Source organism: Kaistia sp. MMO-174, from assembly GCF_037147815.1.
GTDB classification, from domain to species: domain Bacteria; phylum Pseudomonadota; class Alphaproteobacteria; order Rhizobiales; family Kaistiaceae; genus Kaistia; species Kaistia nematophila.
Genome location: NZ_JBBCUO010000001.1, coordinates 665,127 through 680,461 on the forward strand (window position 1 = coordinate 665,127; position 15,335 = coordinate 680,461).

At 66.8% G+C, this 15,335-nt stretch carries 11 protein-coding genes; 7 read left to right on the top strand and 4 right to left on the bottom strand.

The window, feature by feature from the left end:
- Window positions 1-5: 5 nt before the first annotated feature.
- Together lsrK and WFK98_RS02885 are read left to right on the top strand one after the other, a co-directional pair.
- A complete protein-coding gene (gene lsrK / locus WFK98_RS02880; protein ID WP_336799214.1) occupies window positions 6-1,571 on the top strand; it encodes an autoinducer-2 kinase in 1,566 nt (521 codons plus the stop codon).
- 57 nt (window positions 1,572-1,628) lie between these two features.
- Window positions 1,629-1,946, top strand: coding sequence for an antibiotic biosynthesis monooxygenase (locus tag WFK98_RS02885; protein ID WP_266339327.1), 318 nt, complete (start codon window positions 1,629-1,631; stop codon window positions 1,944-1,946).
- Between the two features lie 36 nt (window positions 1,947-1,982).
- Here WFK98_RS02885 and WFK98_RS02890 read toward each other — a convergent pair whose 3' ends face one another.
- The 4 genes from WFK98_RS02890 to WFK98_RS02905 form a co-directional block, all read right to left on the bottom strand.
- Window positions 1,983-3,524, bottom strand: a complete 1,542-nt coding sequence (locus WFK98_RS02890; protein ID WP_336799215.1) for a sugar ABC transporter ATP-binding protein — start codon at window positions 3,522-3,524, stop codon at window positions 1,983-1,985.
- Complete coding sequence (locus WFK98_RS02895) at window positions 3,521-4,585, bottom strand: ABC transporter permease (protein ID WP_266339329.1); 1,065 nt, start codon at window positions 4,583-4,585, stop codon at window positions 3,521-3,523. Before WFK98_RS02895 ends, WFK98_RS02890 begins: the two co-directional genes overlap by 4 nt.
- A gap of 86 nt (window positions 4,586-4,671) precedes the next feature.
- Window positions 4,672-5,772 carry a substrate-binding domain-containing protein gene (locus WFK98_RS02900; RefSeq protein ID WP_336799216.1) on the bottom strand — a complete coding sequence of 367 codons (1,101 nt, stop codon included), beginning with the start codon at window positions 5,770-5,772 and terminating at the stop codon, window positions 4,672-4,674.
- A 226-nt stretch (window positions 5,773-5,998) separates the two neighbouring features.
- On the bottom strand, window positions 5,999-6,820 hold the full coding sequence (locus tag WFK98_RS02905; protein WP_266339331.1) for an IclR family transcriptional regulator: 822 nt from the start codon (window positions 6,818-6,820) through the stop codon (window positions 5,999-6,001).
- 441 nt (window positions 6,821-7,261) lie between these two features.
- Between WFK98_RS02905 and WFK98_RS02910 the strand changes: the two genes are divergently transcribed.
- The 5 genes from WFK98_RS02910 to WFK98_RS02930 all read left to right on the top strand — a co-directional run bounded on the left by WFK98_RS02910 (window position 7,262) and on the right by WFK98_RS02930 (window position 15,331).
- Entirely contained in the window at window positions 7,262-9,325 is a 2,064-nt protein-coding gene (locus WFK98_RS02910) for a hydantoinase/oxoprolinase family protein (protein ID WP_336799217.1), read from the top strand.
- 14 nt (window positions 9,326-9,339) lie between these two features.
- Window positions 9,340-11,106, top strand: coding sequence for a hydantoinase B/oxoprolinase family protein (locus WFK98_RS02915; RefSeq protein ID WP_336799218.1), 1,767 nt, complete (start codon window positions 9,340-9,342; stop codon window positions 11,104-11,106).
- 375 nt (window positions 11,107-11,481) lie between these two features.
- On the top strand, window positions 11,482-12,507 hold the full coding sequence (locus WFK98_RS02920) for a UDP-glucuronic acid decarboxylase family protein (RefSeq protein WP_442907360.1): 1,026 nt from the start codon (window positions 11,482-11,484) through the stop codon (window positions 12,505-12,507).
- On the top strand, window positions 12,507-13,493 hold the full coding sequence (galE, locus tag WFK98_RS02925; protein ID WP_266339335.1) for a UDP-glucose 4-epimerase GalE: 987 nt from the start codon (window positions 12,507-12,509) through the stop codon (window positions 13,491-13,493). The genes WFK98_RS02920 and galE overlap by 1 nt, the downstream gene beginning before the upstream one ends.
- Window positions 13,490-15,331: a glycosyltransferase family 2 protein gene (locus tag WFK98_RS02930; protein ID WP_336799220.1), complete on the top strand. Its 1,842-nt coding sequence runs from the start codon at window positions 13,490-13,492 to the stop codon at window positions 15,329-15,331. Before galE ends, WFK98_RS02930 begins: the two co-directional genes overlap by 4 nt.
- Window positions 15,332-15,335 lie beyond the last annotated feature (4 nt).

The window sequence follows — 15,335 nt, forward strand, 5'->3', positions numbered from 1 at the left end:
GGGTTATGGCGGGGACATATCTTCTGGCGGTCGACGCCGGGACGGGAAGCGGCCGCGCGGTCGTCTTCGACGCGGCCGGCAACCAGGTCGCCGCCGCCCAGCACGAGTGGTGGCACAAGCCCGATCCGCGCTTCGACGGCTCGATGGATTTCGACGTCGAGGGCAACTGGGCCCATCTCGCCCGCGCCATCCGCCAGGCGATTTCGAGCGCCGGCATCTCGGCCGCCGACATCGCCGCCGTCAGCGCCACCAGCATGCGCGAGGCGCTCGTCGTCTATGACGCCGAGGGCCGGGAAATCTGGGCCTGCGCCAATGTCGACAGCCGCTCGAACAGCGAAGTGCGCGAGCTGAAGCAGGAATTTCCCGAGCTGGAGGCGAAGCTCTACCAGCATTCCGGCCAGACCTTCGCGCTCGGCGCGCTGCCGCGCCTGCTCTGGCTGAAGCGCAACCTGCCCGAAGTCTATGACCGCATGCACCGGATCAGCATGCTGTCGGACTGGGTGCTGGCGCGCCTCTCCGGCGTCCTCGTCAGCGAACCGTCCAATGCCGGCACCACCGGCCTGCTCGATCTGCGCGAGCGGCGCTGGCTGCCGGAGGCGATGCGCTGGGCGGGCATGCGCGACGACATCTTCCCCGAGACGGTCGAGCCGGGCGTGGTGATCGGCCATGTCACCGCCGCCGCGGCCGAGGCGACCGGGCTCCAGGCCGGCACGCGGGTCGTCGCCGGCGGCGGCGACTGCCAGATCGGCACGGCCGGCCTCGGCGTCGTCAACAAGGGCGATTGCGCGGTGCTCGGCGGCACGTTCTGGCAGCAGATCGTCAATGTCGACCAGACGCTGACCGATCCCTCCATGAACCTCCGCATCAATCCGCATGTCGTCGACGGCCTCAACCAGGCGGAGGCGATCAGCTTCTTCGTCGGCATCGTCATGCGCTGGTTCCGCGACAGCTTCGGCGCGGCCGAGGTGGCGGCGGCCAACGCCGGCGGCGGCGATGCCTACTCGCTGCTAGAGGCGCAGTCCGCGCATGTCCCGCCCGGCGCCTATGGCATCATCCCGGTGTTCTCCGACGTGATGCGCTACGGCAAGTGGTACCACGCGGCGCCGTCGCTGCTGAACCTCTCGATCGATCCCGAAAAATCCGGCAAGGCGGCGATCTTCCGTGCCCTGCAGGAGAACGCGGCGATCGTCGCGGCGCGCAATCTCGCCGCCATCTTCAGGCTCTCCGGCGTGACGCCGAAGCAGATCGTCTTCGCGGCGGGTGCCGCCAAATCGGCTCACTGGGCGCAGATCCTGTCGAGCGCGACCGGCCTGCCGGTGGTGACGCCGGTGGTCAAGGAGGCGACCGCGCTCGGCTGCGCCGCCGCCGCCGCGATCGGCGCCGGCCTGCAGCGCGACTTTGTTTCCGCCGCCGAAAACTGGGTGCGCTGGGACCGGCATTTCGAGCCGGAAGCGGCCCACAAGGCGATCTATGACGACGCCGGCGAGCGCTGGGCGCGGGCCTATGCCTTGCAGCGGCAGCTCGTCGACGAGGGCATCACCACGTCGATGTGGAAGGCGCCCGGCCTCTGATTTCGCGATTTCGCCGCGCTCCTGGCGTGGCGACGACCTGTTTGCAAAGGAGTGAAAATGCTCATCCAGATGGTGACCATCATGGTCAAGCCGGGCCATGCCGACGATTTTCTCGAGGCCTTCCGCATCAACTACGAAGGCACGCGCCAGGAGCCGGGCAATCTGCGTTTCGACGTGTTGCGCGACCCGGACGACGCCAACAAGTTCCTGATCTACGAAGTCTTCAGGTCGGAAGCCGCGCTCGAGGAACACCGCCGCACGCCGCATTACCAGAAATGCGTCAGCCTGCTGGAGCCGATCCAGACCGGCCCGCGCACCAAGGTGTTCTATCATGCCGAGATGGCGGATTTCCTCGCTGACGCGACGGCCGACTAGGCGTCGGCCGCGCCACTTGCTGCGGGGCGCGCCGGGTCAGCCCAGCGCCCCGGCGGTGAGCTTGCCGCCGATCGCGGCCGGGCCGGACGAAACGGTGGCGTCCGGCAGGCTCTCGAACCGCGCCAGTTGTTCGCCGAGCGCAGGGATGTCGTCGATCGTCGCCATGTCGATGCGTCCGACGATCCGGCCGCGGGCCAGCACCACCACCTCGTCGGCGACGTCGAAGATCTCCTGCACCTCGGTGCAGAAGACGACGACCGAGCGGCCCTGGGCGGCGAAGTCGCGCAGCAGCTCGTAGATGTCGGCCTTGCTGGAGATGTCGACGCCGCGCGTCGGCTCCTCGATCACGACGATGTCGGTGTTCTCCTCCATCGAGGCGCCGAGCACGACCTTCTGCTGGTTGCCGCCGCTGAGCGACGTGATCGGGTGCTCGATGCTGCCCGTCTTGACCCGGTAGCGGGCGACGCCCTGGCGCGCGAGCGCTTCCAGCCGCGCGGGATCGAGCAGCTTCGTGGCGCCGCCAAGCGCGCCGAGTCCAAGCCGGGCGGCGAGGTTCTCGCCGACGCTCATATTGTGGAAAACCGTGTGCCGGCGGCTGGCCGCGAGATAGGAGACGGTGGTGCGGCCGCGCGGCGTCAGGCTGCGGCGGTCCGCCTCGCACATCGGGCGGAAGGCGCCGATCGCCTGCGCCAGTTCGCGCGCCCCCGATCCCTCGACGCCGGAAAGCGCGATGATGCGACCCGGCATCAGGTCCATCGAGATATCGCGAAACGCGTTGAGCCGGTCGGCGCAGTTGCTGAGCCGCCAGACCGGCGATAGAGCCTGGCCGGACGCGCTTCTTGCGCTTGCGCGGACGGCCTCCGGCTTCTTGTCGCCGGCATGGCTCGCCGTCAGATGCGCGGCGATCGCCGTTTCGCTGATCTCCGCCCCGTTGATCTCGGCGCTGATGCGGCCGTCGCGGAGAACCAGAACGCGGTCGCAGCAGCGGACGAAGTCGTTCAGCCGATGCGTGATCAGCAGGACGATCCGGCCGTCCTCGGCCAGCTCGCCCATGGTGGTGAACAGCGCTTCCGATTCCTGCTCGGTCAGAGCCGAGTTCGGCTCGTCGAAGAGATAGACGTCGGCATCGCTCAGCATGGCGCGGGCGATCTCGACGCGTTGCTGCACGGCGAGCGACAGGTCGGTCAGTTCGTAATGCGCGAAGGCGGCGATGCCGAGCCTGGTCAGCACCGCCTTGGCCGCCGCCGGATCGACGGCGATGCGGCCGAACCAGTTTCCTTCGCGGCCGACGGCGAGGTTCTGCTCGACGGTCATGTTCGGCCAGACATGCGGCTCCTGGTGCACGACGGCGACGCGCCGCCAGACATCGGCGACCGGCCCGTCCGGGCGGAGCAGGGTGATGTCGCCGCTATCCGCCTGTTCCTCGCCGGCGAGCATGCGCATCAGCGTGCTCTTGCCGGCGCCGTTGGGGCCGGCGATGCCGATGATGCTGCCGGACGAGATGTCGAGGTCGAGCCCGTTCAGCGCTCGCGTCGCGCCATAGCGCTTGGTGATGCCCTTGCCGGTGAGCCGGATCATGCCGACGCCCCCGCGCCGGAGCGAACCGAACGCTGGCCGGCGCTGCGGATCAGCTTCTGCGAGACAAGATCGAGCCAGACCGCGCCGATCGTCACCAGGCCGATGAAGAGAAGCTGGACGAAGGAGGAGACGCCGAGAAGCGCGAGGCCGTTGTTGAGCAGCGCCAGCAGGATCACGCCCAGAAGCGTGCCGAGGATGGTGCCGCGGCCGCCATTCAGGCTGGCGCCGCCGATGACGACCGCCGCGATGACCTGGAAGGACAGCGAGCTGGACTGGGTCGGGCCGACCGAGCCGACATAGGAGAAGTCGAGGATGCCGGCGAGGCCCGCCATCAGCGCGCTCAGGATGAAGACGACATATTTGTACTTCTTGAGGGGCAGTCGGGCGACCCGCGCCGCCTCGGCATTGCCGCCCATCGCCATCAGGCGGAAGCCGAAGACGGTGCGGTGGCGCAGGATCCAGAACAGGATGAAGGCGCCGACCAGCCAGAGCGTCTCGACGGGAATGTTGTAGGCCATCAGCGCGCCGCCGAGGCCGTGGAAGAACGAAAGCTCCCACTCCGGCGGCAGCGGGTCGTTATAGGCCGGCGTGAAGGTGGTCGCGTTGCTGATCAGGAGCGACAGGCCGTCGGCGACGTTCAGCATGCCGAGCGTGGTGATGAAGGAGGGCAGGCCGGCGCGCACGGTCAGGAAGCCGTTGAGCAGGCCGGTCAGCAGGGCGACGCCGAGGCCGGCGGCGAGCGCGACCAGCAGGGACGTCGTGAAGGGCAGGCTGCCGCCGCCGAGCCAGAGCGTCGCCGTCACCGTGCCGGCCAGTCCGTAGACGGCGCCGACGGAAAGGTCGATCTCGCCGAGCAGGATCACCAGCATCTGGGCGAACGCCACCATGCCGAGCGCCACCATGGAGCGGACCAGCGTCAGCATGTTCTCCGGGCTGAGAAAGGCCGAGCGCTGCGACTGGACGATGGCGGCGATGAGAAGGATTGCCAGCGCCAGGCCGAGGGTTCGCAGGCTGTTCAGGACTTTTTGCTGCCCCAGGAGGGCAAGGGCGGATTGGGTCATGGTGGCTCCGGGACGGCAGAGTCAGGGGACAGGCGAAAACGGCGCGGAGATGCTGGATCGCCGCGCCGCCATGTCGGCGCTGGAGGCTAGCGGGCGGCCTTGAGGCGCTCGCGGCCTGCGTCCACGGTCAGTTCGTTCTCGCCACCGGCCTGGGTGATGACGATCGGGCGCAGGAACTGCATCGGATCGGCCGGCGTCTCGCCCTTGGCCAGGAACTGGGCGCACTGCTCGACGGGAGCCTGGGCCTGGTTGTCGAAGCCCTGGTCGATCGTGACGAGCGTCGTGCCCTCGCCGATGGAGTCGAGGATGGCGCCGCTGACGTTGAAGCCGGAAGCGTACACCTTGCCGTTGAGCTTCAGGTTGCGGATGACGTTGCCGACGCCCTCGATGCCCTGGTCGGTGTGGAAGAACAAGGTGACGTCGGGGTTGGCGGTCAGGAAGGGCGTGACCGAGTTCAGCACTTCCTGCGTCGTGAAGTTCTTGCCGGTCGGGATGCCGCTCTTCACGTCGTTGAAGAACTTCGCGTCGGGGAAGACCGACTTGTAGCCTTCCATGAAGCCTTCCATGCGCGCCTGGGCCCAGGGCTGGTCGGGAGCGCCGCTGCCCATGGCGATCTTGTTGACCTGAACGCCCTTTTCCTTGATCAGCCGGGCGGTCGTCTCGCCGTTGATCTTGCCGGCCTGGACCTCGTTCAGGGCGTAGAAGGCGAAGCGCTTGGCCTTCGGCGCGTCGATGTTCAGCGTGAACACCGGAATGCCGGCGTCGGCATATTTATTGATGATGCCGGTGAACTGGTTTGGCAGCGGCGGCTGCAGCGCCAGGCAGTCGACCTGGCCGGAATTCAGCAGCGTCTCCAGCTCGGAAAGCTGCTTGGCGGTATCGGGATTGACCGGGCCGACCATGCGGCACTCGGCCGAAAGCGCCTTGTTGGCGTTCTCGCAGCCCTTCTTGGTGCCGATGCGCATTTCCGCGCCCTGGATCGGCAGGCCGGTGCCCTCGATGCCGACCACGATGTTGGCGGTCTCGCCCGCCTCGAGCTTCTTGACGATGCGCGGAGCAAGCTTGAACTCGCCCCAGGGCATGGTGCGGCTCTTCGCGCCGTCCGGCACGGTGATGCCGCCGGCATGCGCCGATGTGGCTGCGCCGCAAACGCCGGCAAGCAGCGCGGATCCGATTACCGCGAGCATGCGGCTTCTCAGGCAGGACATGAGGATCTCCGTTCGGTTCTGGAAAGTGTTCTGTTATGCAGAACTATGTTTTGTGCACTTGAACTGTAACGGAGGGCCGACGCTTGTCAATACGGCCTCGGGGGGCATCCGATTTCGGGCGGGAGCGGAGGTTCGACGAGGCGCGCGTCAGCGCGCCCCTGCGGCATTCAGGTGCGGGCCCGGTCGAAAGCGAGGCGGGTAGCGGCTAGCGGCGGGGCGGCAGCGCGGCGTGCGTCGGGCCGCCGAGCAGGACGCTGACCCGGTCGGCGTGGGCGCGGACGATGGCGCCGAGCCGGTGGATATCCTCGTCGGTGCCGAGCTTCATCGTGGTGACGCTGATCGCCGCCACGGCGTCGCTGCTGCGGTCATGGATCGCGGCGCCGACACAGAGCACGCCGACATTGTCCTCCTCGTTGTCGAGGGCATAGCCGCGTTCGGCGACGATCTTCAGTTCGTCGATCAGCGCCGCCGGGGTGGTCAGCGTATGCTCTGTCCGGCGCGGCATGCCGAGCCGTTTCAGGATGGCCTCGACCTCCTCCTTCGGCAGGCCGGCGAGGAGCGCCTTGCCGACCGAGGAGCAATGCGGCAGCTCGCGCCTGCCGAGTGACGACATCATCCGGAACGGGCCGGGCGCATCGACGCGCCCGATCGCCACCGCATAGCCGTCGTCGAGCACGGCGAGGCGCGAGGTCAGCCGCGTCGTGTCGGTCAACTGCTGGAGGATCGGGGTGGCGAACTGGGTGATGCCCATTCCGGCGACGGCCCGGTCGCCGAGATGCACCAGCGCCAGGCCGAGCCGGTAGAGCCGGCCGTTGCCGATGCGGGTGTCGGCAACGAAGCCGCGCGCCACCATCGTCTGCAGCAGCGTGAAGGCGGTGCTGCGCGAGACGCCGATGGCGGCGGCGATCTCGCCGACTCCCATGCCCTTGCTGTCGCCTGCGCCCAGCGCCTCGAGCACGTCCAGCGCCCGGCCGACGCTGCGCAGCGGGTATTTGTCGTTGGGGCTCTCTTCCGGGGTCGTCGACACGTTTGCGCCTCTTGCTTTTTGGTCTCGCCTGAAACTGCAGGTCGGATCGGGCCATTCGTACAACCGATAAGCGGAACGATGGCCCGTTGACAACATCCACGAACTGCTCCTACGATTTGCATAACAGAACCATGTTCGGCTTAACAGAACAGATAATGGTCTCGACAGGGAAATGCAGGATGCGGTCCGAAAGCTCGACTTGCGGGACCGGGGGAGGCGCTTGATGCCGATCCCGTCCGAACTGGCCAATGCCGTCTTGGTTCGAGCCGCCCGGCGCTCCCGGCGGATCGCGATGTCGCCGCCCCGTGACGCGCGCCGGGCGATCGCCACGCTTTTCTAGGTTCAGCCTGTTTCCGGAGCCGCGATCGGCCTCCGGCTTTCACCGATCTCTTCCTGAAGGCGCCGCCGAACTCGGTCGCGCCCGCATCCCTGGAGCCGACAATGGGCCTTCGTTTTGCCGTCGATACCGGCGGCACGTTCACCGACCTGATGGTCGCCACGGAAGATGGCGTGCTTAGCATGCACAAAGCGTCGACGACGCCCTCCGACCCCGTAGCCGGCGTGATCGACAGCCTGCGGATCGCGGCGGAGGCGGCCGGCGAGGAACTCGGTTCCTATCTCGGCCGGGGCGAGATCCTCGTCCACGGCACGACGCACGCGATCAACGCCATCGTCACCGGCTCGACCGCCCGCACCGCCTTCCTGACCACCAAGGGCCACCCGGATACGCTGGTCTTCCGCGAGGGCGGGCGCATCGAGCCCTTCAACTTCACCGTCCCCTATACCGAGCCCTATGTGCCGCGCGCGCTCACCTATGAGGTGCCGGAGCGCATCACCGTCAGCGGCGCGGTCAAGACGCCGCTCGACGAGGCGGCGGTCGTCGAGATCCTCACTTCCCTGAAGGCGGCCAAGGTCGAGGCGATCGGCGTGTCGTTCCTGTGGTCGGTGGTCAATCCGGCGCATGAGCTGGCGGTTGGCGCGCTGATCGAGAAGCATCTGCCGGGCGTGCCCTATACGCTCTCGCACGAGATCAACCCGTCGATCCGCGAATATCGCCGCGCCTCGTCGACCTGCATCGACGCCTCGCTGAAGCCGGTGATGGGCGCCTATATGCGCGGTCTTGAACAGCGCCTGCGCGACGCCGGCTTCCAGGGCCGCGTGCTCGTCGTCACCTCGCAGGGCGGCGTCATGGACGCCGCGCGGGTGGCCGAGGCGCCGGTGCACCTGATCAATTCCGGACCGAGCATGGCGCCGGTCGCCGCCAAGGCCTATGGCGCCGACGACGCGGCCGAGACTCTGATCGTCGGCGATACCGGCGGCACCACCTTCGACGTCTCGCTGGTGCGGCGCGGCCGCATTCCGCGCAGCCGCGAGACCTGGCTCGGCCAGCCCTTCCGCAGCCACATGACCGGCATGCCGTCCGTCGACGTGAAGAGCATCGGTGCCGGTGGCGGTTCGATCGCCTGGGTCGATGCCGGCGGCCTGCTGCATGTCGGCCCGAAGAGCGCCGGCGCGGTTCCGGGTCCCGTGTGCTACGGCCGTGGCGGCACGCGGCCGACGCTGACCGACGCCTCGGTCGCGCTCGGCTTCATCGATGCCGAGTTCTTCCTCGGCGGCAAGATGGCGCTGAACAAGGCCGGCGCGCTCGAAGCCATCCGCACCGACGTCGCCGAACCGCTCGGCAAGACCGTCGAGCAGGCGGCCGAGGTGATAGTCGCGCTTGCGACCGAGCACATGGTCCAGGCGATCATGGACATCACCGTGAACCAGGGCATCGACCCGACGCAGGCGACCTTCGTCGCCGGTGGCGGCGCTGCCGGCATCAACTGCGTCGCCATCGCCCGGCGTCTCGGCTGCAGGCGCGTTCTGGTGACCGAGGCCGGCGCGGCGCTCTCCGCTTCCGGCGCGCTGATCTCCGACCTGACGGCGCACCAGCAGGCGATGTTCCATTCGCGCAGCGATGGCTTCGACGTTGAGGGCGTCAACAAGGTGCTCGCCGGCCTCCAGGCCGCCTGCGACGCTTTCGCGGCAGGCCCCGGCACCGGCGCCAAGGCGGTCGAGATCGATTGGTCGACGGAGGCGCGCTATCAGGACCAGGCGTGGGAGATCGAGGTGCCGCTGCGGGTGCCGCGCTTCGCCGGCGGCGACGACGTGCGCGAGCTGGTTTCCGACTTCCACCAGATGCACCAGGACATCTTCGCCGTCAGCGACGACAAGGCTGAGATCGAGACGGTGAGCTGGAACGCCGAGGTGCGGTGCCGCATCGGCTCGGGCGTTCCCGGCCGTCTCGCGGCCGACAGCCGGCCGGCCAAGCTGCCATCGCGCCCGGTCCGTTTCCTCGGCACCGACTGGATCGACGCCGACGTCTGGCGTCTCGAATCGATCCCCGAGGGCCAGCCGCTGCTCGGCCCGGCCATCGTCGAATCCGATTTCACGTCGATCGTCATCGATCCGGGCGCGAAGGCCTGGCGCGACGCTTCCGGCAATCTGGTCATTGAAGTCTGAGCGGAGAGAGAACCATGTCCGACACCAACAAGATGGATGGCTCGACGCTCGCGGTGCTGACCGCCCGCTTCGAGGGCATCGCCCGCAAGATGGCGAACACGCTGCACCGGACCGGTCGCTCCGGCATCCTGACGATCGCCCGCGACTTCTCCTGCGTGGTGCTGACGGCGAAGCATGAACTGCTCGCCACGGCGGAAAGCCTGCCCAACCACGTCCTGCGCGGGCCCGACATCATGTCGCGCACGATGACCGACAATCATCCCGTGCTGAAGCGCGGCGACGCGTTCCTGCACAATTCGCCCTATCACGGCTGCACCCATCCTGCCGATCACTCGATCCTGATCCCGATCATCGACGAAGCGGGCGTGCATCGCTTCACCGTGCTCGCCAAGGCGCACCAGGCGGATTGCGGCAACTCGCTGCCGACGACCTACATGGGCGCCGCGCTCGACGTCTATAATGAGGGCGCGCTGATCTTCCCGGCCGTGAAGGTGCAGGACAACTACCAGCACGTGATGGACATCATCCGCATGTGCCAGATGCGCATCCGCGTCCCCGACCAGTGGTGGGGCGACTATCTGGCGACGCTCGGCGCCGCGCGCGTCGGCGAGCGCGAGATCCTGGCGCTCGGCGCCGAGATCGGCTGGGACCGGCTGGAAGATTATTCGCAGCAATGGTTCGACTACAGCGAGAAGCGGATGATCGAGGTGATCCGCGCGCTGCCGAAGGGCCGCGTCACCCGCACCAGCACGCATGACGCCTTCCCGGGCACGCCGGCCGAGGGCGTGAAGATCACCGCGACGGTCGAGGTCAAGCCGGAAGAGGCGATGATCGAGGTCGACATGACCGACAACCCGGATTCGATGCCGAACGGCCTCAACCTGTCGGAAGCCTGCTCGCTGTCGGCGCCGATGATCGGCATCTTCAATTCGATCGATCATACCGTGCCGAAGAACGAGGGCAGCTTCCGGCGGGTGAAGATCCATCTGCGCGACGGCTGCGTCGTCGGCAGGCCGCGCCATCCGACCTCCTGCTCGGTCGCGACCACCAACATCGCCGACCGCGTCGCCAATCCGGTGCAGGCGGCGCTGGCCGAACTCGCCGATGGCCTCGGCCAGGCCGAGACCGGCGCGCTGATCCCGCCCTCCTGCGGCGTCGTCTCGGGCGTCCATGACGGCAAGCCCTTCGTCAACGAGGTCTATCTCGGCTGCACCGGCGGCGCCGGCACGCCGTGGACGGATGGCTGGCTGACCATCCTGCATGTCGGCAATGCCGGCATGTGCTACCAGGACTCGATCGAGATCGACGAGCTTCGCCACCCGATCTTCGTGCATGAGCGGCGTCTGATCGCCGATTCGGAGGGCGCCGGCCGGTTCCGCGGCGCGCTTGGCGCCTATTCCGAATTCGCGCCGGTCGATTGCTCGATGACGGTCGCCTATGTCAGCGACGGCAACGTCAATCCGGCGCTCGGAACGCGGGGCGGCCTCGCCGGCGCGACCTCCGCGCAGTTCCGCCGATTGGCCGATGGTTCGCTGCAACCGGTGCCGGCCTGCGCCGAAGTCGTCATCGGCCCCGACGAGACCATGGTCTCGATCAGCGGCGGCGGTGGCGGCTACGGTCATCCGCACGAGCGCGATCCGGCCCGCGTTCTGCATGATGTGAGGGAAGGCTGGGTCAGCCGCGAGCGGGCCGCCTCCGTCTATGGCGTGGTGCTGACGGATGACGGCCAGGTCGATCCGGAGCGGACCGCGCGCGCAAGGGGCCAACTGGTTCCCGCCTGAGATTCGGCGAACCCGCGTCAACGCGCGGATGGCAGATCGATGAAGTGGAGGCCGGGCCCCTCGCGGGGCTCGGCCTTTATCGTTCTGGCGGTCGGCATCCGGGTGCCGGTGAGGCGTCCAGATGGTCCAGTATTAGTTTTTCGATATGAATTAAATCTCTATTAAAATCTCTCGTCGCGCCCGGGCGAGAAATGGACGCGAAGACAACTTTCCGGATCCCCTGATAACGACCGGCCCCTTCAGGGTTGATACCGTCAATCATCAAACACAAGAACATCTATGGACGTATAGGTGCTCGGCATCGTCGGGCATTGGGGGAATTTTCTGAAGATTTTCTTGTATTCTCGGTGATTGGTCAGAATTTCAACCATTCTGATGGAGGGCGAATTGGGCGAGCTTTTTAGAGCTTCGACTGTAATCTCGGAGAAGAAGCCAAGACGTCGCATACTTGTTGCCGGTGGCGCGGGGTTCCTGGGATCGCATCTGTGCGAACGACTTCTGCAGGAAGGCAACGCAGTCATCTGTGTCGACAGCTTTTCGACGGGCCGGATGGAGAATGTCCAGGGCCTGCTGCGCTCGGATGCCTTCACGGTCATCCGGCACGACATCGTCGATCCGCTCGATCTGCCGGTCGACGAGATCTACAACCTGGCCTGCCCGGCGTCGCCGCCGCACTACCAGGCCGATCCCATCCATACGATGAAGACGAGCGTCATCGGCTCGCTCAACCTGCTCGAGCTGGCGCTCCAGCACAAGGCGCGCATCTTCCAGGCCTCCACATCCGAGGTCTATGGCGATCCGCATGTGCATCCGCAGCCGGAAGCCTATTGGGGCAACGTCAATTCCTTCGGTCCGCGCTCCTGCTACGACGAAGGCAAGCGTTCGGCCGAGACGCTTTTCCACGACTTCCACGATCGCCATGGCGTCGATATCCGCATCGTCCGCATCTTCAATACCTACGGTCCGCGGATGCGCGCCGACGACGGTCGCGTCGTCTCCAACTTCATCGTCCAGGCCCTCAAGGGCGACGACATCACCGTCTATGGTGATGGCTCGCAGACGCGCTCCTTCTGCTATGTCGACGACCTGATCGAAGGGTTCCACCGGCTCATGTACAGTCGGAGGGCGATCCGCACGCCCGTCAATCTCGGCAATCCGGGCGAGTTCACAGTTCGCGAGCTCGCCGAGCGGATCATCGCGATGACCGGCTCCTCGTCGAAGATCGTGCATCGGCCGCTGCCGACCGACGATCCGCGCCAACGCCGGCCCGACATCTCGGTCGCCAGGCGAGACCTCGACTGGTCACCGGACATCAGCCTGGCGGAAGGGCTGACATCCACCATCGCCTATTTCGAACGCCAGCTGACCAGGCAGGTCGGGAAACTCGTCGGGGTATCGTGATGAGCAGGCAAGCCGTCCTCGTGGTCGGTGGCGCGGGCTTTATCGGCAGCCACACGGCCAAGCTCCTTGCCGGACAGGGCTATGATCCGGTCGTCTACGATAATCTTTCGACGGGAAGCGCCGGCTCGGTTCGCTGGGGGCCGCTGGTCGAGGGCGACATTCTCGAAACAGACCGGCTGATCGCGACGATCGAGGCATTCGAGCCTGTCGCGGTCATCCACTTTGCCGCCTCCGCCTATGTCGGGGAGTCGGTCGAGAATCCGGCCAAGTACTACCGAAACAATGTCAACGGCACGCAGTCCCTGCTGGAGGCGTGCCGCCGGACCAGTGCGCCGCCCGTCATCTTCTCGTCGAGCTGCGCCACCTATGGCGTGCCGGACCACCTGCCGATCCGCGAGGGCGAGGCCCAGCATCCGATCAATCCCTATGGCCGCACCAAGCTGATCGCCGAGCAGATGCTGGCCGACTACGCGACGGCCTATGGAATCCGCTACGTGGCGCTGCGCTATTTCAACGCCTGCGGCGCCGATCTCGATGGCGAGCTTGGCGAGGCGCATGATCCGGAGACCCACCTGATCCCGCGCGCCATGCTGGCGGCGGCCCGGTTCATCGATTTCCTCGAGGTCTATGGCGACGATTACGACACGCCGGATGGCACCTGCATCCGCGATTATATCCATGTCATCGACCTAGCGCGGGCGCATGTGCTGGCCGTGGATCACCTGATCCGCGGCGGCGGCAATCTCGCCGTCAACCTCGGGACCGGGCGCGGCACCTCGATCAAGGAGATCCTTGACGCGATCGGCCGGCTGACCGGCCGTGAGGTGCCCGTGGCGCTGCGCGCGCGGCGGGCCGGCGATCCGCCGATCCTCTATGCCGATCCGGCGCTCGCGGCGGAGACGCTCGGCTTCCGCGCCCAGCATTCGGATCTCGACACGATCATCCGCACCGCGGCCCCCTTCTTCGGCCTCGAGGTGCGGACATGAAAACGCCCCGCATTGCGGCGCCGGATGGAGCGGAGGCGCCGTTCCTGGAGCCGATCTTCGTCGGCCGCAAGCGGGTCGAGTATTGGGCCATCGTTGCCCTTTGGGCGGCGGCCGTCGGCTATTTCTGGCACTGGTGGTTCTTCACCGCCGTGCATCTCCATCCCATTGGCTCGGCCTTCGTCTCGGTGGTTCTTGCGTGGGTGACGATCCAGCCGGGCTATTTCATCGGCGTCTTCAGCCATGCGCGCCGGCCTTCCGGGCCGCTTCGCATCCCGAGCGACAGCCGTGTCGCCATGGTCGTCACCAAGGCTCCCTCCGAACCATTCCCGGTTGTCGCGGAGACGCTCAGGGCCATGCTGGCGCAGGACGTGCCGCATGATACGTGGCTCGCCGACGAGGATCCTTCGCCGGAGACGCTCGCCTGGTGCCGCGAGCATGGCGTCTTCGTCTCCACCCGCAAGGGACGCGAGGACTATCACCGCAAGACCTGGCCGCGCCGCACGCGCTGCAAGGAAGGCAACCTCGCCTTCTTCTACGACCACTATGGCTATGATCGGTATGACTTCGTGGTCCAGCTCGACGCGGATCACGCGCCGCAGCCTGGCTATCTCCTGGAAGTCCTGCGCGCGTTCTCAGATCCGGCCGTCGGTTATGTCACGGCGCCGAGCATCTGCGATCGCAACGCCGGCGAAAGCTGGTCGGCCCGGGGCCGTCTCTATTACGAGGCCAGCCTGCATGGCCCGCTGCAGGCCGGGTACAATGGCGGCGGCTTCACGCCGATCTGCTTTGGCTCGCACTATGCCGTCCGCACGGCGGCGCTGAAGGAGATCGGCGGCCTTGGACCGGAGCTGGCCGAGGATCATTCGACCACGCTGTTCATGGCTGCGCATGGCTGGCGCGGCGTGCATGCAATCGACGCGATTGCCTATGGCGACGGGCCGCGGACCTTCTCCGACCTGATCACGCAGGAATTCCAGTGGTCGCGCAGCATGGTGATGATCCTGCTGCAATACACCCCCGGGCTCCTGAAGCGGCTGCCGGCGCGGCTGAAGTTCCAGTTCCTCTTCGCGCAGTTCTGGTATCCGATCTACACGACCTTCCTCGCCATGACGTTCCTGATGCCGATCATCGTCCTGGCCTATGGCGAGAGCATCGTCGACGTCACCTATCCGGATTTCCTGCTTCATTTCCTGCCGCAGACCCTGGTTCTGCTGGCGCTGTCGTTCTGGCTGCGGTCGCAAAAGACCTTTCGCCCGGTCGATGGCAAGATCTTCAGCTGGGAATCGACCTTCTTCGTCCTCGCCCGCTGGCCCTGGGGACTGGCCGGATCGCTGGCGGCGTTGCGCGACTGGGCGACGGGTTCCTTCGTCAATTTCCGCGTCACCCCGAAGGGCGCCTCTGAAGTCGATCCGCTGCCGTTCCGGGTGCTGGCGCCCTATGGCCTGGTGGTCTTCTTCTCGATCCTGCCGGTGCTTTGGGTGGACGAGGCCTATGACACGCGCGGCTTCTATCTCTTCGCGATCATCAATGCATGCTTCTACCTGCTGCTGATCGCCATGATCGTGCTGCAGCACGCCCGGGAAAACCGGGTTCGGACGCGCAGTCGCCTCTATCGCCCGGTTCTGGCGAGCAGTCTCGTCACGCTCTGCGCCTTCATCACCGTCGCATCCGCCGAGCGCGGCATGGACGGCATGGCGGCGCTGACCCGGGGTTCCAAGAGTTTCTCCCTCTTCGACGACCGTTTCGCCGCCGCCGGCGCGGGCGTCGGGCGCCGCGACCTGCACAGAACGGTCTTCAACCCCCGTTGGCGCGACAGTTCGGCCGGCGGGCAGGAATAACCAA

What these genes read in the sequence shown, in the direction of transcription:
- lsrK (WP_336799214.1), top strand. Translation starts at nt 6, where the DNA reads ATGGCGGGGACATATCTTCTGGCGGTCGACGCCGGGACGGGAAGCGGC.
- WFK98_RS02885 (WP_266339327.1), top strand. Translation starts at nt 1,629, where the DNA reads ATGCTCATCCAGATGGTGACCATCATGGTCAAGCCGGGCCATGCCGAC.
- WFK98_RS02890 (WP_336799215.1), bottom strand. Translation starts at nt 3,524, where the DNA reads ATGATCCGGCTCACCGGCAAGGGCATCACCAAGCGCTATGGCGCGACG.
- WFK98_RS02895 (WP_266339329.1), bottom strand. Translation starts at nt 4,585, where the DNA reads ATGACCCAATCCGCCCTTGCCCTCCTGGGGCAGCAAAAAGTCCTGAAC.
- WFK98_RS02900 (WP_336799216.1), bottom strand. Translation starts at nt 5,772, where the DNA reads ATGCTCGCGGTAATCGGATCCGCGCTGCTTGCCGGCGTTTGCGGCGCA.
- WFK98_RS02910 (WP_336799217.1), top strand. Translation starts at nt 7,262, where the DNA reads ATGGGCCTTCGTTTTGCCGTCGATACCGGCGGCACGTTCACCGACCTG.
- WFK98_RS02915 (WP_336799218.1), top strand. Translation starts at nt 9,340, where the DNA reads ATGTCCGACACCAACAAGATGGATGGCTCGACGCTCGCGGTGCTGACC.
- WFK98_RS02920 (WP_442907360.1), top strand. Translation starts at nt 11,482, where the DNA reads ATGGAGGGCGAATTGGGCGAGCTTTTTAGAGCTTCGACTGTAATCTCG.
- galE (WP_266339335.1), top strand. Translation starts at nt 12,507, where the DNA reads ATGAGCAGGCAAGCCGTCCTCGTGGTCGGTGGCGCGGGCTTTATCGGC.
- WFK98_RS02930 (WP_336799220.1), top strand. Translation starts at nt 13,490, where the DNA reads ATGAAAACGCCCCGCATTGCGGCGCCGGATGGAGCGGAGGCGCCGTTC.